Annotated in this window: 12 protein-coding genes; 6 read left to right on the top strand and 6 right to left on the bottom strand. The window is 59.1% G+C overall.

All coding sequences use genetic code 11. From position 1 onward, the window contains the following. Positions 1 to 115: 115 nt before the first annotated feature. From dprA to O77CONTIG1_RS12835, 4 genes are all read left to right on the top strand, one after another. Positions 116 to 1,252 (top strand): DNA-processing protein DprA, encoded by a 1,137-nt coding sequence (gene dprA / locus O77CONTIG1_RS12850; protein WP_068511150.1) that lies wholly within the window; start codon positions 116 to 118, stop codon positions 1,250 to 1,252. A gap of 135 nt (positions 1,253 to 1,387) precedes the next feature. Then, a complete protein-coding gene (locus O77CONTIG1_RS12845) occupies positions 1,388 to 2,782 on the top strand; it encodes an alkaline phosphatase family protein (protein WP_068511148.1) in 1,395 nt (464 codons plus the stop codon). 30 nt (positions 2,783 to 2,812) lie between these two features. Continuing rightward, entirely contained in the window at positions 2,813 to 4,546 is a 1,734-nt protein-coding gene (locus O77CONTIG1_RS12840) for a hypothetical protein (RefSeq protein ID WP_068511146.1), read from the top strand. Between the two features lie 106 nt (positions 4,547 to 4,652). Continuing rightward, positions 4,653 to 5,822 carry a transaldolase gene (locus tag O77CONTIG1_RS12835; RefSeq protein ID WP_068511144.1) on the top strand — a complete coding sequence of 390 codons (1,170 nt, stop codon included), beginning with the start codon at positions 4,653 to 4,655 and terminating at the stop codon, positions 5,820 to 5,822. A gap of 156 nt (positions 5,823 to 5,978) precedes the next feature. Here the strand turns inward: O77CONTIG1_RS12835 and O77CONTIG1_RS12830 are convergent, their stop codons facing one another. Then, the gene (locus O77CONTIG1_RS12830) at positions 5,979 to 7,199 is read right to left on the bottom strand and encodes a phosphoglycerate kinase (protein WP_068511142.1); all 1,221 of its coding nucleotides are present in this window, start codon (positions 7,197 to 7,199) and stop codon (positions 5,979 to 5,981) included. Positions 7,200 to 7,452: 253 nt separating this feature from the next. Between O77CONTIG1_RS12830 and O77CONTIG1_RS12825 the strand changes: the two genes are divergently transcribed. Next, the gene (locus O77CONTIG1_RS12825; RefSeq protein WP_068511141.1) at positions 7,453 to 7,869 is read left to right on the top strand and encodes a universal stress protein; all 417 of its coding nucleotides are present in this window, start codon (positions 7,453 to 7,455) and stop codon (positions 7,867 to 7,869) included. Positions 7,870 to 7,894: 25 nt separating this feature from the next. Here the strand turns inward: O77CONTIG1_RS12825 and O77CONTIG1_RS12820 are convergent, their stop codons facing one another. Then, the gene (locus O77CONTIG1_RS12820) at positions 7,895 to 8,146 is read right to left on the bottom strand and encodes a hypothetical protein (protein ID WP_068511139.1); all 252 of its coding nucleotides are present in this window, start codon (positions 8,144 to 8,146) and stop codon (positions 7,895 to 7,897) included. 180 nt (positions 8,147 to 8,326) lie between these two features. Between O77CONTIG1_RS12820 and O77CONTIG1_RS12815 the strand changes: the two genes are divergently transcribed. Then, complete coding sequence (locus O77CONTIG1_RS12815; RefSeq protein WP_068511136.1) at positions 8,327 to 8,557, top strand: helix-turn-helix domain-containing protein; 231 nt, start codon at positions 8,327 to 8,329, stop codon at positions 8,555 to 8,557. A 3-nt stretch (positions 8,558 to 8,560) separates the two neighbouring features. On the opposite strand, the gene O77CONTIG1_RS12810 is transcribed toward O77CONTIG1_RS12815, so the two are convergent. The 4 genes from O77CONTIG1_RS12810 to O77CONTIG1_RS12795 all read right to left on the bottom strand — a co-directional run bounded on the left by O77CONTIG1_RS12810 (position 8,561) and on the right by O77CONTIG1_RS12795 (position 15,588). Next, positions 8,561 to 11,080 carry a protein kinase domain-containing protein gene (locus tag O77CONTIG1_RS12810; protein ID WP_068511134.1) on the bottom strand — a complete coding sequence of 840 codons (2,520 nt, stop codon included), beginning with the start codon at positions 11,078 to 11,080 and terminating at the stop codon, positions 8,561 to 8,563. A 554-nt stretch (positions 11,081 to 11,634) separates the two neighbouring features. Further along, positions 11,635 to 13,182: a glutamine-hydrolyzing GMP synthase gene (guaA, locus tag O77CONTIG1_RS12805; protein ID WP_156435708.1), complete on the bottom strand. Its 1,548-nt coding sequence runs from the start codon at positions 13,180 to 13,182 to the stop codon at positions 11,635 to 11,637. A gap of 645 nt (positions 13,183 to 13,827) precedes the next feature. After that, positions 13,828 to 14,997 (bottom strand): cobalt-precorrin-5B (C(1))-methyltransferase CbiD, encoded by a 1,170-nt coding sequence (gene cbiD, locus O77CONTIG1_RS12800; RefSeq protein WP_068511129.1) that lies wholly within the window; start codon positions 14,995 to 14,997, stop codon positions 13,828 to 13,830. Positions 14,998 to 15,006: 9 nt separating this feature from the next. After that, positions 15,007 to 15,588, bottom strand: a complete 582-nt coding sequence (locus O77CONTIG1_RS12795; RefSeq protein ID WP_068511127.1) for a flavodoxin family protein — start codon at positions 15,586 to 15,588, stop codon at positions 15,007 to 15,009. Positions 15,589 to 15,598: the final 10 nt, after the last annotated feature.

The raw sequence follows: 15,598 nt of genomic DNA, 5'->3' as shown, positions 1-15,598 counted from the left end.
TCATGCATCTGAGGGGGAATACTGGGAGTGAAGGAACAAATTTCAGGGAGCAGGCGTTGGCGCTGCGTCCAGCTCTGTCTCGAACCCCTTAACTCCCAACCCCCAATCCCCAACCTTGACTGACGAACAAGCCTACTGGCTGGCATGGAGCCAGATTACGGGCGTGGGCCCGACGCTGCTGATGCGGATCTATCGGCACTTTGGGTTGCTGTCTGCGGCCTGGGAGGCTAACATTTCAGACCTGGAAGCCGTAGAGGGCATTGGCCAAGCGACGGCGCGGGCGATCGCCGCAGCCCGTTCTTCCCTCAACCCTGAAACCCTATTTGCAGAACATCAGCGCGACAATCCCGACATTTGGACACCCGCCGATGCCGACTATCCGCGCCTGCTGGCAGAAATCCCCGACCCGCCGCCACTGCTCTACTATCGCGGGCAAGTAGCGCTGGCAGAAAATCGCGGTGAAGTCGGTCTAGTGGCGATCGTGGGAACCCGCAACCCTTCCAGCTATGGCAAACAGTGGACATACCGCTTGGTAGAAGCGCTAGTGCAGGCCGGATTCACCATCGTCTCCGGGCTGGCGGAAGGCATCGATGCGATCGCCCATCAGGCCTGCCTCGACGCAGGCGGCCGCACGATCGCCGTCCTGGGCACCGGGGTCAACCGCGTCTATCCCACCAGCAACCGCGCCCTCGCCCAACAGATCGACCGCAAAGGGCTGATCCTCAGCGAATATCCCCGGGGCACCGGCCCCGACCGCACCCACTTCCCCAGCCGCAACCGCATCATCGCCGGACTCTGCCGCGCCACCCTAGTGATCGAAGCAGGCTCCAAATCGGGAGCGCTGATCACCGCCCGCGTCGCCAACGACTATGGCCGCGAGGTCTACGCCCTCCCTGGCTCTCTCGACAATCCCCAGTCTCGCGGCTGCTTGGAGCTAATTGCAGGTGGCGCACAGATCATTTTCGGCGAAACTCCGCTGCTAGAAGCTCTTGGCGCAATTCCGCCATTGGATGCGATGCCGGGCCGGGCCGCACCAACGCCATCTCTGGCTGCACCTCCCACACCAGACCTACCGCCCCGCCTAGTGCCGATTTTTCAGGCGATTCCACCCATGCCACCAGAGGCGATCGCCCTCGACACCCTGGTACAAACCACCCAACTCGACACCAGCAGCCTCCTCGCCGCCCTGCTGGAGCTAGAAATGCTGGGTGTCGTCTCGCAACTGCCCGGAATGCGCTATTGCCGAGCGTGATGGCAGTGTTGCAGAGGATCTTTTTCGAGAGGGTCATCCATGCGCTGAGGCGATAGAGTGAAAAGGTATTTCGGGGTGACGACGATTGGCGCACATCCCGTTCCCCCAACCCGTTCTCTCGTTTCCCTGCTGCCCATGCCTACCCCCAAACCCCGCCTTCTGATCATCGGCCTCGACTGCATGGAGCCATCGCTGGTGTTTGACCGCTGGCGAGCAGATTTGCCCAACCTGTCGCGGCTGATGGCGGCGGGCAGCTATGGACGCATGGAGAGCAGCATTCCTGCCATCACCGTTCCCGCCTGGAGCTGCATGATGAGCGGGCGCGATCCGGGAGAACTGGGGATCTATGGATTTCGCAACCGGGCGGATCGGAGCTATGGCAAGATGGCGATCGCCGATGGTCGAGCGGTCAAGGTTCCGCGCCTGTGGGACTTGCTCGGCGACGCAGGCTGGACAGTCGCCGCGCTCAGCGTTCCCGGCACCTCGCCGCCCTACCCGGTGAATGGCTCCCTCGTGTCCTGCTTCCTCACGCCCAGCCGCGACGTGCCCTACACGCACCCGCCGGAGCTGGCCGCGCAGATCAATGAGTGGATGCCCGACTTTTTGCTAGACGTGCCGGAATTTCGCTCTGAGGAGAAGGCGCGAATCCTCCAAAACATCTACGACCTCTGCAACCAGCGGTTTGACCTGGCAGAAAAGCTGATCGAACGTGACCAGCCCGATTTCCTAATGCTGGTAGACATGGGCGTTGATCGCATCCACCACTCCTTCTGGAAGCCGATGGACCCCACCCACCCACAGCACGAGCCGGGGTCGCCCTTTGCCAACGCCATCCACGACTACTACTGCCACGTCGATCGGCGCGTGGGCGAAATTTTGGACAAGTGCGACGCGGAGACCGCCGTGCTGGTGGTGTCCGATCACGGGGCGCGGCCGCTGATGGGCGGCATCTGCGTCAACGAGTGGCTGATCAAGTGGGGGTATCTGACGCTAAAGCAACCCCCTTCGGAACCGCTGCCGCTGGATCAGGTCGAGGTGGACTGGAGCCGAACGAAAGCCTGGGGCGCGGGCGGCTACTATGGGCGCATTTTTATGAATGTGCAGGGGCGCGAACCGCAGGGCGTGATTCCCCTGGCGGAATATGAGCAAGCGCGATCGCACCTCGCAGATCTCCTCGCCAGCATCCCCACTCCCGACGGGCAGCCCATGCCCAACCGCGTCATGAAACCCCAGCAGATTTACCAAAAGGTGCGCGGCGTGGCTCCCGACCTGATTGCCTATTTCGACGAACTCGCCTGGCGCTCGGTGGGTACAGTCGGTGACGGCTCGCTTTACACTACAAATAATGACACCGGGCCAGACGATGCCAATCATGCCCCCTTTGGGCTGATGATTTTCCATGACCCGCGCCAGCCTAAGGGCGGCCAGGTTCTAGAGGGCGCGACGCTTTACGATATCCTGCCCACTTTGCTACACCGCTACGGCCTCCAGCCCCCTGCCAATCTGCGCGGCAAAATCCTTCCCATCTAGCTTCAGATCCTCAACCCCTTAACCCCTCAAATGCCCGCTTCTGGTCGCTTCCAAAGTCGCTTGCTGAGCTATTTGTCTCGGCAGCGGCTGCGTTTGGGCGATCGCACGTCGCGCTGGCTGCGGCAGGCGGTCAATGCCGTGGCGCTGGGGGCGCAGGTGGTGCTGTATCCGGTGTATGTGGCGTTTCAGTCAATGCGGCTGGCGGGGCGGCAGATGGGGCCCGCAGCGCAGCGTGTGGGGCTGTTTTTGGAAAATGTTAAGCGTAGCGTCCAGGGTAAGCCCGCGCTGCCCGCCTCGCCGCCGCTCGTCGATGCGCCCATTCATAAAACGCTGAGGGCCATTCGCTCGGCGGGTTTTGCCACAAAGCAGGGCGCTGCGCCAGAGTCGCCAGATTCGCGGGCGATCGCCCTTCGTTCTCCGGCTGACCTGATTCCATTTGATCCGACCGAAGACGACTGCGTTTCGCTGACCCTCCGCCAAGAGTTGGCGCTGGCTGCCTCGGACGCGGCTCAGTTGCGATCGCCCTCTGCACAGACACTCGCTGGCACTCTTTCAGCAGAGATTGGCGGCATCGCCTCGCGGCTAGACAGTCGCCTTTTGGTGCTGGTGACGACGACGAACGCCCTCATCGACCTGTCGCCCCAGCAGCAGCGCTGGCTGCAACAGCAAATCATTTGGGAACTGGCGGACTACGGGCGGGCCAGGCGGCGCTGGCTCAAGCGGTCGGGGCAAGGGCTGGCGAGTGGCCGCGTGGCTGGAGAATTGGGCAGTTCGTCCACCGATGGGGCGATCGCCGCCCTATCATCCCAGTCGTCGCGCAGCATCGCCCCATTGCAAGGCACCCGGTTGGCGCGGATGCTGCCCGTGCCGATGCCGCGAGAAACCGCCGCGCTGCCGGTGAAAGCGTTTTATCAGCTCATGGCGTGGGTGCAGACGGGGCCCGTGGCGATCGCCGCTAATCTGTTTCAGGAAGCAGCTTTAGCCGTCTATTTCCCGCCACTTGAACCCGCTCCCCAGCCCGCCGCCCGGCTCACCCCTCCCGCCAACTTGCCGCATCCCGCGCCCACCCCGTCGGGAACCACGCCCCTCTCGCCCGTCCTGTCGCCCGATCTGCGCCCCGCTCCCCCTGGTGAGGTTTTGCTGCACCTGCTGGATGAACAAAATGCTGAGCAATCTGCCAGGCAAACTGCTGAGCGAAATGCTCATGAACGAAATGCCAATGAGCGAAATGCCGACCTGCCGACCGAGTTCATCCCTGCGGAGCGGATTGTAGACCCAGCGGCGATCGCCCCTCCCCGCTCCACCGCAGACCTGATGCCCGACGGGCACAGTGTCATCCTCACCATCAGTCGCCAAGTTCCTAACCCGCTCACCCCCCCCACCCGATCCCCCACCCGATCCTCCACCCCCTCGACCCTCCAGCCCTCGACGCTGATTCTCCCAACCCGCCCTACATCGACACCCCCGCCACCCTTGTGCGCTACGAAAAGCACCCCCTGGAGGCAGTGTTGGACTGGATTGATCGGAGCATCGTCTGGCTGGAAACCCGCCTGGCAAACCTGTGGCGGTGGCTGCGGGGCGAATCAGGCGGCGATTCTTGAAGTCGGCGAGTGCCGACGCGATGAATTGGAAGCATCCGGGGGTCTGGGGACGGGCGATCGCCGGGTTTCACCCGAGTTTATGCGGCTGCTCAGGCATGAATTCTCCGACACGCAGATTAAGGCTTTCCGTACTCTACAATCCCCATCAGAAATCTCGGAGTAGGATCGGCCTAAGACGCAACACCAGACGCTATTCACAAACCGACGGATAAACCGACGGATTCCTTGAAAATCCAACCTGACCCTTTTGAACTTGCCGGGAGAAACGGATGGCAACTTTACTCGATCAACTGCGCGAGATGACGGTCGTCGTCGCGGATACGGGCGACATTCAGGCTATTGAAAAGTTCACACCCCGCGATGCCACGACCAATCCTTCGCTGATTACGGCGGCCGCGCAAATGCCGCAATATCAAGAAATTGTGGATGAAACGCTGAAGCAGGCTAAGGCAGATGCGGGGTCTGGCGCGACGGACTCGCAGGTGGCCACGCTGGCGTTTGACCGGCTGGCCGTGGAGTTTGGCAAGCGGATTTTGGCGATTGTGCCGCAGCGCGTCTCGACCGAGGTGGATGCTCGCCTGTCCTACGACACCGAAGCCACCATTGCCAAGGGGCGCGAACTGATTGCCCAATATGAAGCAGCGGGCATTTCGCGCGATCGCATTTTGATCAAAATCGCCTCCACCTGGGAAGGCATCAAAGCTGCCGAAGTGCTGGAAAAAGAAGGCATCCACTGCAACCTGACGCTGCTGTTTGGGCTGCATCAGGCGATCGCCTGCGCCGAATCAGGCGTGACATTGATTTCGCCGTTCGTCGGCCGGATTCTCGACTGGTACAAAAAAGAAACCGGACGGGATTACGCACCCGCCGAAGATCCGGGCGTTCTCTCCGTCACCAAAATCTACAACTACTACAAGAAGTTTGGCTATCCGACTGAGGTCATGGGCGCAAGCTTCCGCAACATTGGTGAAATCATCGAGCTGGCAGGCTGTGACTTGCTGACAATCTCCCCTTCCCTCCTTGCTGAGTTGCAAGCCACAGAAGGGCAATTAGTTCGCAAGCTCGACCCAGCCAAGGCGGCCACGATGGATATCGAGAAGATCACCATCGACAAAGCCACCTTTGACAAAATGCACGCCGAAGACCGCATGGCCTCCGAAAAGCTAGACGAGGGCATCAAGGGTTTTACCAAAGCACTGGAAACCCTGGAAGCCCTGCTGGCTAAGCGGCTGGCACAAATCGAAGGCGGAGCGCTGGTAAACCATGCCGCTGAAGACCTGTTCAAAGCCTACGATCTAGACGGCGACGGCTTCATCACCCGCGAAGAGTGGCTGGGCACCGACGCGGTGTTCGACGCACTGGACGAAAACAAAGACGGCAAAATCACGCCAGAAGAAGTCCACGCAGGGCTGGGCGGGGCGCTGCTGGCTGGCGTTTAGCGGCCCGAGCGTTCCCAGTCACTCGCATCCTAAGCAACATCCCGGCGATCGCCCTCCATCGGATGCAACTCGCCGGGATGTTTAGGATTCAGGGTTGGGAGATGGGGGTTAGGATGCAGCGATACCCCTTGCGACCCAGGCCCCCACCCCCCGCTCCTAGGCTTCGTCGAGTGCCGCAATTCCTGGCAGCACTTTGCCTTCTAGCAGTTCCAGGCTGGCCCCACCGCCTGTGGAAATGTGGCTCATTTGGTCGGCCACGCCCACCTTTTCTACCGCTGCCACAGAGTCGCCGCCGCCGATGATGGTGGTTGCGCCAGTTTTGGTGATGTCGGCCAGGGTGCGGGCGATCGCCTCCGTCCCTGCTGCAAACTTGTCGAACTCGAACACCCCCATCGGCCCGTTCCACACCACCGTCTTGCAGTCGGCCAGCGCCTCCTGGAACACTTTCACCGAGTCGGGGCCAATGTCTAGCCCCATCCAGCCGTCGGGAATGGCTTCTACACTAACAGTCTGGGCGTTGGCATCGGGGGCGAAGTTGTCGGCCACCACCACGTCGGTTGGCAGCAGCAGCGCCACGCCCTTCTCTTTGGCCTTGGCTTCCAGCGACTTCGCCAGTTCGATAAAGTCATCTTCCACCAGCGACTTGCCGACGCTCAGCCCCCGCGCCTTGTAGAAGGTGAAGATCATGCCGCCGCCGATCAGCAGCTTGTCCACTTTCTCTAGCAGCGCCTCGATCACGGTGATTTTGCTCGACACCTTGGAGCCGCCGATAATCGCCGCTAGGGGACGCTTCGGCTCCTCGATGGCGCTTTGCAGATATTGCAGTTCTTTTTCAATCAGGTAGCCCGCAACGGAGGGCTTTAGATAGTGGGTCACGCCTTCCGTCGAAGCGTGGGCCCGGTGCGCCGTGCCAAAGGCATCGTTCACATACAGATCCGCCACCGACGCAAGCTGTTTGGCAAATTCGGGGTCGTTTTTCTCTTCTTCGGGGTGAAAGCGGACGTTCTCTAGCAAAATCACCTGGCCGGGCTGCATGGCGGCAACGGCGGCTTCTACCTCTGGACCAATGCAGTCGCTCGGCTTGGCGACGGTTTGCCCCAGCAGTTCCGACAGGCGGGCAGCAACGGGCGTAAGGCGGTTCTTGTCCGTAGCGCGAGCCGCGAAGTCGTCGCCCTTGGGACGGCCAAAGTGGCTGGTGAGGATGACCTTTGCACCCTTGCCAATCAGGTCGTTGATGGTGGGCAGGGCGGCGCGGATGCGCGTATCGTCAGAAATGTTGCCCTGGTCGTCGAGCGGTACGTTAAAATCAGCCCGCACCAGGACGCGCTTGCCCTGTAGGTCGTCGGCAGTCAAATTTGCTAGAGTTTTTTTGGACACCGCTATATACCCCCTCAAGTAAGTCTTTTTACCTATTGCCTATTGTAAAACGTCAGGGCTTGCTAACAGAACGGGGCTAGGCGCGACTTTTTCTCTACAAAAACTTTTCACTGCTGCGAGAGTCTATAGGTTTTACTTATAGCCTCATCTAGGCAACATCCACTGGCGCGATCGCCCTTGCTCTGTCAGCTCGCTGACGTTTCTCCACACCACCCATCACTCTACCGAACTCTGCGTCCCTGTGAGGCGTGTTATGTTTAAAACCGTTTTGTTTCCGGTCGATCAAAGCCGCGAGTCTCGCGAAGCCGCCGACGTGGTAGCCAATGTCGTCAAAACCTACGGCAGTCGCCTGGTGATTTTGTCGGTCGTGGAATCGCTAGATGAAGAAAAAGCTCCTACGGCCGCCGATTTGGAGATGACTTCTCCAGAGGCGATCGCCGAATTGCTCCAAAATGCCAAAGCCCTTTTCACTGAGCAAGGCCTCGATGCGGAGGTTATGGAACGGGCGGGCAAACCTGCCTTTACCATTTGCGATGTAGCCGACGAGATCGGCGCAAATCTGATCATCATGGGCTGTCGGGGGCTAGGACTGACGGACGAGGGAGCCGCCGACAGCGTGACCAACCGCGTGATTAACCTGTCGCCCTGTCCGGTGCTAATTGTGCCGTAGGGTTTGTGGAACCTGGTCTGTAGAACTAGGGTTTTAGCAAGTCAGGATTGAGGCGACGGAGCGCTGGCGGGCTGGAGAGTGGGTCTGTTTGTCCAATTTTTTGTCTACTTGTGGAGTCAAAGACGACCCAGAACAAGGCTCCTGGACTCCTTTGCCGCAACAACTGAGCATAGCCGTCGGCATCTGAGCGACGATGAAACCGAGCGGCGATCGCCCAGCGATAATCTGGACGCAAATGCACCACTAGCCAGGAATTTAGCCGTTCTTGATAGGTCATAATAAGACTACTCCATTGCAAATTGGAGCCAAGAGCCAGTGCGGAGAAGTTAGTCGCTGCAACGCATTGGCTCTTCGCTTTTGTGTGGGACAGCAATCGATCCATATCTGGATCGATTACATCATATCAGAAGCGTTCCACAAGAGGATCTATCAGTTATGTTTTTCTGACACGATTCGCATGAGTAAGGCGGGATTAGCGCTCAAGCAGGTTCTCAAAAGCTATGGCATCACGCAGTACAGAATTTCTCTAGAAATGGGCATTTCCCGCTCTAATATTCATCGCTGGATCAACGAGCAGGCCGACCCAGCAGGCGACGCTATTCTGGACATTCGCGACGCGCTGCAAAAGATTGACCCAGCAGCGGCCAAGATGTTTATCCAGCTTTACTTGCAAAACGATAGCCACTAGTTTTTACATCAAAGGCTTCAGGCGTTGCCGAAATGCTGCTGCCGCTTGGGGATTGGGGATTTTCGTGGCGATCGCCTCCACTAGTTCTGCTGGGTTCGCGTTTGGATGCCGAGCCACCACGTCCCGCAAAACGAGTCCAGCCATTGGGCCAATTGCCTCAGAGAGCGCCTGACGGCACTGCGCCACAAATGTCTGGTCAACTGTCTGGTCAACTGTCTGGTCAACTGCCTTATCAACCGCTGCGCCCGGTGCAGGCTCCTGAGGCTGAAGCCGCATTTCGGGCGCAGATTCGCTGATGGAAACGGGCGGCGGCACGGGGTCGGGGGATTCCAACAGAGCGGCGATCGCCCGACTTTGCATCCGGCTGCGAAACTGGTTTGCCTGGCCGGAGTTGGGAATTTTGATGGCGATCGCCTCCACCAGCGCCTCTGCCGATAGCCCCGTTTGCTTCGCCAAAACCGAGTCCAGCAGTAGCTTTGCCATCGGGCCAATACACTCCGCCAGTTCCCGACGGCACGCCTCCAGCCAGAGCGCAGGCACGCGGGGCTGGTGCAGCGGGATGCTCGTGTCTGCCAATGGCATTTCAATCGTGTGCTGGAGTGTGGCGGGCGGCGGTTCGGTAAAGGGCGATTCCGTTGCGGCGGGCGGCTCGGTCAACCGATTGTCCAATAGATCGCCGTCTGGCGCGGCTGGAGACAAGTGAATGGACTCATCCCCTGCATATTCAGGAAAGTCCTCCGCGTCGGCATCCAGCGAAGGAAACGATGTTCTCCAAACTGCATCTTCTGCAACACCAGGCTGAATCGCAGAAATGCCGAATAGCACCTGCGGGACAGGCGGTGAATCGGGAGATGAACCTGCGGGTGGATTGTTAAAACCCTCGAAGGACACCGCTTCTGGGGACGGGTTCGGCTCATCTGGTTCTGCAACTAGTGAGTCAAAGCTGCCACGAAACCGATCGAGGTTTTGCATCAGGTCTTGAAAAAAGGCTGACTGCACGATTTCATCCACCTGCCGCTGCCGCTTGCTCTGGTCTAAGTCGATTTGCACCTCGATCAGGCGGTCTTCGTTGACCTCCGGCAGCGACAGCGCCCGCAGATCGGCTAGCACTTCCCGCGCCGTTTGGTAGCGATCCTTCGGCTTTTCTGACAGCAGCCGATCAAGAATCCGCACGAGGCGATCGCTCACATCGGCATACTCCCGCCAGCGCCACTCCAGCGACGTATGCTCCATCAGCACACTCAGGTCTTGCCCCGTCAGCAGCACCACCGCACTCACGCCCAGCGCATATAGATCGCTGCACGGATAGCATTGCCCCATGCGAATCTGCTCCGGCGGCGAATAGCCAAACTTGCCCACCACCGATGCCTGGGCACTGCCAGGACTGCTGCCCGCCGCCGCGAGGATTTGACTAACGGTCTGCTTGACCAGCCCAAAGTCGATCAGCACTGGATGGGTCTGGCCGTTGGGCAGCATGATGTTTTCGGGAGAAATGTCGCGGTGCAGGATGTTCAAGCCGTGCAGATACTCCAGCACGGGCAGCAGGTCGCAGAGCCACTGCACAATTTCCGCTTCGGAAAAGGGCGGCTCTCCTCGCCGCTGCCGCTCTTGCAAAAGCTGGCCGTAGGTCTTGCCGTTGATATATTCCTGCACGAGAAACAGCCGCCCCCGGTCGGTCAGCCACGCCAGAAAGCGGGGAATCTGGGGGTGGTTAATCTGATATAGCACCCGCGCCTCGCGCTCAAACAGTTCCCGCGACTTTTGCACCACATATTCCGTGCGGCTGGCGGGCACAAACTCCTTTAGCACGCAGGCATCGCCAAAGCAGTGTTCGTCAGACGCTAAGTACGTCCGCCCAAAGCCGCCCTGCCCCAGCACTCGCTGAATCCGGTAGCGATTGTTGATCAGCGTGCCCAGGGTTAGTTCTGATTCTTCGATGGAACTGCCGCCGGGGGTGACGTTGGCCGGCACAGCGGGGGTGATCTGGTATGCCTGAATCGCTTCTTGCAGGTTCTTGAGCTTCAGTGACCCCACATAGGACGCACTCAGGGAAATCCTCGACTTTACCGCGTCGTAGACTGCCTGCGACATGCAGATGCCGCGTGGAGCCGCTTCTTCCTGGAGCCGCGTGGCCACGGTCACTGCCTGCCCGGTCACGTCGTTCGCCTGCACGACAACTTCGCCCAGGTGAATGCCGATGCGATGGCTCAGCACATCGTCTTCAGGCAGTTCTTGCAGAAGCTGTGCCATTGATTTTTGAATTTCGATCGCGCAATTTACTGCCCGATCGGTGCTGACGAAGTACATCACCAGCCCATCGTCTAGCGATTTCAGCACGATTCCTTCAAACTGCTGGCAAAGCTGGCGCATTTTTTGCAAGTCGCGCCGGATCAGGCTGAGGGTATGCTCTTGGTCGTCGGCCATGCGCGAGTTGTAGCCCACCGCGTCTGTGACCAGCACGACCGCCATGGCCCGCTGGCCCGAATTAGAGGGACTCGGTTGTGGGGAGGCTCCAGCATCCATAGCCAGCTCAAAGAAAACGGGATAAACCGAGAGAATACAGAATAAACCGGACAACAAAACTGGAAGCTAATGGCAGATGCTCTGCTTCCACTCTACCGCTGTTCTCTGGTTGTGTCGGTTAGGATCAGTGGGGCAACCTGTTGAGATCAGGGGGAGATTCGGTTGCAGACGCGGGGAAAAAGAGGGGCGATCGCCCCTACAAAACAATTTTTCCATCTTAAAAATATAATTGAACATACCAAAAGCCTCCCCCTTTTTCCACATAAAAGGGAAGTTTTCCACAGATAAACACAGGTTTTCCACAGGCTTGTGTGGGAAACTAATACCCCTGTTCAAAATGATGATTCCCGGGTAGCTACGGTTGTATGACTCAGTAAACAGCCGCTCGCAGGCACGGCCGACCAAAGTCTCGGTCTGAGGGCGATCGCCCTTCTAGTTCATCGCTTTGACCGATTGAATGCTGGGGCACTCCCCCAACCCTGGTCGTCTCTGGCTAGTCCTCCAACAAGTCGTGCGTTTGCACCCAACTCTTCATACGCCGCACCAAGACCTGCCTATTCCCACTCAATAGTTCCAGGCGGCTTAGAGGTAATGTCATACACGACCCGATTCACGCCCCGCACCTCGTTGACGATGCGATTGGAAATGGTTTCCAGCAGGTCATAAGGGGCACGTGACCAGTCAGCAGTCATGCCATCTTCACTGGAAACAAACCGCAGCACAATGGGGTAAGCATACGTCCGCTGGTCGCCCATGACACCCACACTACGGATCGGCAGCAGCACCGCAAAGGCTTGCCAGAACATGCCATAGGTGCCGCTGCGGTTCACCTCTTGGCGCACGATTAGGTCAGCATCCCGCAAAATTTCCAGCTTTTCAGCCGTGACTTCGCCCAGGATGCGGATTGCCAGACCCGGGCCAGGGAAGGGGTGACGGTTGACGATTTCTTCGGGCAGCCCAATGGAGCGGCCCACCTTCCGCACTTCGTCTTTGAACAGCTTCCGCAGCGGCTCTACCAGCTTGAATCGCAGATCCTTGGGCAAGCCGCCCACATTGTGGTGGCTCTTGATTTTTACTGCAACACGCTCGCCTGTTTGCGGGTCAACGTTCGTATCTGCCGACTCAATCACATCGGGATAGAGCGTGCCCTGGGCCAGATAGTCAAACGGCCCCAGCCGCTTGGATTCTTCTTCAAACACGCGAATGAACTCGTGCCCGATCCGCTTTCGTTTTTCTTCGGGATCGGTCACGCCCTTGATGCGTTCCAGAAATCGCTCCCGTGCGTTGATGTATTCCACTGGAATGTGGAACTGCTCCTGAAACAGCTTCAGCAGGCGCTCTGGCTCATGTTTCCGCATGAAGCCTTGGTCGATGAACATGCAGGTGAGTTGGTCGCCAATTGCCCGATGCAGCAAAAACGCCAGCGTCGAGGAATCGACCCCGCCCGACAGTGCCAGCAGCACCCGCTTGTCGCCCACCTTAGCGCGGATTTCTCGAATGGTTTCTTCGACGAAGGCCGCCGTTGTCCAAGTGGGCTGGCACTCGCAAATGTGGTAGACGAAATTGCGGATGAGGGCCTGTCCGCCGAGGGAATGGACGACTTCGGGGTGAAACTGTACGCCGTAGAGTTTGCGCTCGTGGTGGGCGATCGCCGCGCAGGGCGTATTTTCGGTATGGGCCAACAGTTCAAACCCTTCCGGCATGGCCGTCACCGAATCGCCGTGGCTCATCCACATGGTCGTGCCGTCTTCCACGTTGGTCAGCAGATCCGTGGGATCATCGATAAACAGGGCTGCTTTGCCGTATTCGCCGCGCTCAGCCCGTTCCACGCCGCCGCCAAGTTGCTGCACCATGAGCTGCATTCCGTAGCACACCCCTAGGATAGGAATGCCCAGGTTCCAAATTTCGGGGTCGCAGTGGGGGGCCCGCTCGTCGTAGACCGAGTTAGGCCCGCCTGACAGGATGATGCCCCTGGGGCTGAGTTGGCGGATCTGCTCTGGCGTGGTGCGATAGCTCAGCACCTCGGAATAAACCTGGGTTTCGCGAATGCGGCGGGCGATTAGCTCGGAATATTGAGAACCAAAATCCAGAATGACGATCATCTGGCGAGTGAGATGGGCGGACGGTTCGGCAGTGGGGGAGAGGGAATCAACTTGGGGAGTCACGGTAGATCCTGGAGAAATGAGGGGGATGGGAAGCAGAAACCGAAAGGGTAAAGCAGCAGGGTCAACGCAGCGGGACAAAGCAGCGGAGTCAACGCAGGGAAACAACGCACAAAAGGGCAGACAAACAGTCTGCCTCGCCGGACTCGAAATGCCAGAGAGACGAGACCTGCGGCGGCAAAGCTGGTAACAAAGCTGGCAATAAAATCACACCACTTAAAGCTACACAAGCCACAATCTGTCTAGCACGGCGATCTAGCACAGCGAGTTCTAGTCTTCGATCGAGCGCGATCGCTGGGTTAGACAGGCCGCTTGCCAGATGAGCTGTAAAAGCAACGAAATGCGTTAGGGATTCCCAGCATCGTCGCACAGACCAGCAAAAATGTAGATAAATAGATTCTGAAAGTCGGATAGAATCGCCGTAGCCTGCAACCAGCCGCCGTTTCTATCCAGCATTGATCCAGATCCAGCATTGATCCAGATCCAGCATTGATCCAGACTCTGGGCTGCTCAGCAGACAATACACGCGACTCACCCGACGAGAGAATGTATCGGGATGGACAAAAGTTGACTTTAATATTTCAGCTAGCTTAACAAAACCTGCGACAAAATTGCAGACCCTAATTCGCTTTTCACAATGATTTGGCGATCGCGCCCAAACAAAACCGACCCCACCTGCACCGAGCGATCGCTGTGGGCGCGAATGTACTCTGCTGAGCGCTGGTCGATGGTTTGGGCGATCGCCCCATACACCTGCCCCACCCAGTTGCTTCCGGTGTTTGCGTCGAGCGCCTGCAAATACTTCAGCGCTGCCTCCGCCGTGTCGCAGGCAAAGATCTGCTGCACGTCTGAGGTCGGCAGGCCGGCGATCGCGCAGTGCGCCGCAAAAATTTCCTGTCGCCCGTCGGCGACGTGGTGGTGCGTATGGAAAATGCCGCCTGCCAGCTTCATCAGCTTGCCGTGATAGCCAAACAGCAGGATGGATTCTACCCCCTGCATTCCCGCCTCCACCAGCAGCGGCCCCAGCCAGTTTGCCGTTTTTACCACGCAGCCGGGATCGATCCCCAGATTACTTGCCAAATCCAGCCCGTTTTCCCCCAGGCAAAATACCAGCGCCGAATGCGTCGCCGACTTTTGCCGCAGCGCCGCTCGAAAGTTTTCCAGTTGCCCCGGTGCGCTGAGGGGCTGGGAAATGCCCGACGTGCCCAGCAGCGACAACCCCTCGACCACCCCAAAGGCGGCATTGGAGGTGCGCCCTGCGAGCGATCGCCCCTCCGGCAGCACAATCGTCACGCCAATTGCCTCCCCTGGATGCAGCAGCGGCTCCAGGTTGGATAGCAGCAGGGTGCGGGCATAGGCGTAGATGGCGGGCTGATGGTCGGCATTCACCTGTCGGCCAAGGCCTTCGCCCCCGTCCAGGGTGATGTCGGGGAGGGGAGAGTCTTGCTTGCCGACTCCTGATCCCCGCTGCCTGATTTCAACGATGCTCCAGATGGGCGTGTTGCGGGTTAGGTCGAGATTGTCGCCGGGGTCGCTGCGGGTGATGGCGAGGGCGGTGGTGGGGCCGAGGCGGGCCACTTGCTCGATGGGAATTTCAACGACTTGGGCAGGGTTAATCAGGTCGAGGGTGACGCTCTGGGGCGAAGGCGGGTCGTCGTGCAGGTGGCGCAGCGCGGCGATCGCCCCCGCACAGGCAAACACGGGCAGGGTATAGCCTGCCCGCGCAGAAGGGGTCTTAGGAAACGGCGCGGTCATCCGCCAATGCTAACACTTCCAGCGCTGAACAGCTTCGGCAATGCGGCGGCCGTAGCGCTCGGAGGTGAGGCGATCGCCCTCATCGAGGGTCGCTGGGGTCTGCCCCGAAAAGTCGGGAACGGTGAAGCCCATTACGCCCAAGAATGACCCCAAGCGGTTCACGCCCTGGTCGTTGTAGCCCATTTCCGAATTGCCAACCCAGATCATGCTGTGCTGGGAGGCATTGATGGCGAGGTAGAGCAGTGTGCCTTGCTTGTCGCCGCTGGGAGAGCCAGAGTGGGTAAAGCCGCCTGCGATTTTGTCCTTCCAGCCCTGCTGCGCCCACACGGCGCTGGCCGCATCCACGAATGCCTTGAACTGGGCCGCCACGCCGCCCATGTAGGTCGGCGATCCAAAGACAATACCGTCAGCGCGATTCAATTCCTCCAAAATGCCTGGATCTTGCCAGCGGCCGTTGACAATCTGCTCGCCTGTAATTTGCAGCAGCTTGACCTCGGTGCCAGGAACCTGACTTGCCCCTGCCGCCACTGCTTCTGCCATGAGCTTCGTATGGCCCGTACCCGAAAAATAGACAACTGCAACTGTCGGCATAACTGTGTCC

The sequence above is a fragment of the Leptolyngbya sp. O-77 genome (assembly GCF_001548395.1).
In the GTDB taxonomy this organism is placed as follows: Bacteria; Cyanobacteriota; Cyanobacteriia; order Elainellales; family Elainellaceae; genus Thermoleptolyngbya.
The sequence above is the reverse complement of the archived record's forward strand: the minus strand, read 5'-3'. Positions and strand labels throughout refer to the sequence as shown.

What these genes read in the sequence shown, in the direction of transcription:
- O77CONTIG1_RS12845 (WP_068511148.1), top strand. Translation starts at nt 1,388, where the DNA reads ATGCCTACCCCCAAACCCCGCCTTCTGATCATCGGCCTCGACTGCATG.
- O77CONTIG1_RS12840 (WP_068511146.1), top strand. Translation starts at nt 2,813, where the DNA reads ATGCCCGCTTCTGGTCGCTTCCAAAGTCGCTTGCTGAGCTATTTGTCT.
- O77CONTIG1_RS12835 (WP_068511144.1), top strand. Translation starts at nt 4,653, where the DNA reads ATGGCAACTTTACTCGATCAACTGCGCGAGATGACGGTCGTCGTCGCG.
- O77CONTIG1_RS12825 (WP_068511141.1), top strand. Translation starts at nt 7,453, where the DNA reads ATGTTTAAAACCGTTTTGTTTCCGGTCGATCAAAGCCGCGAGTCTCGC.
- O77CONTIG1_RS12820 (WP_068511139.1), bottom strand. Translation starts at nt 8,146, where the DNA reads ATGACCTATCAAGAACGGCTAAATTCCTGGCTAGTGGTGCATTTGCGT.
- O77CONTIG1_RS12815 (WP_068511136.1), top strand. Translation starts at nt 8,327, where the DNA reads ATGAGTAAGGCGGGATTAGCGCTCAAGCAGGTTCTCAAAAGCTATGGC.
- O77CONTIG1_RS12810 (WP_068511134.1), bottom strand. Translation starts at nt 11,080, where the DNA reads ATGGATGCTGGAGCCTCCCCACAACCGAGTCCCTCTAATTCGGGCCAG.
- guaA (WP_156435708.1), bottom strand. Translation starts at nt 13,182, where the DNA reads ATGATCGTCATTCTGGATTTTGGTTCTCAATATTCCGAGCTAATCGCC.
- cbiD (WP_068511129.1), bottom strand. Translation starts at nt 14,997, where the DNA reads ATGACCGCGCCGTTTCCTAAGACCCCTTCTGCGCGGGCAGGCTATACC.
- O77CONTIG1_RS12795 (WP_068511127.1), bottom strand. Translation starts at nt 15,588, where the DNA reads ATGCCGACAGTTGCAGTTGTCTATTTTTCGGGTACGGGCCATACGAAG.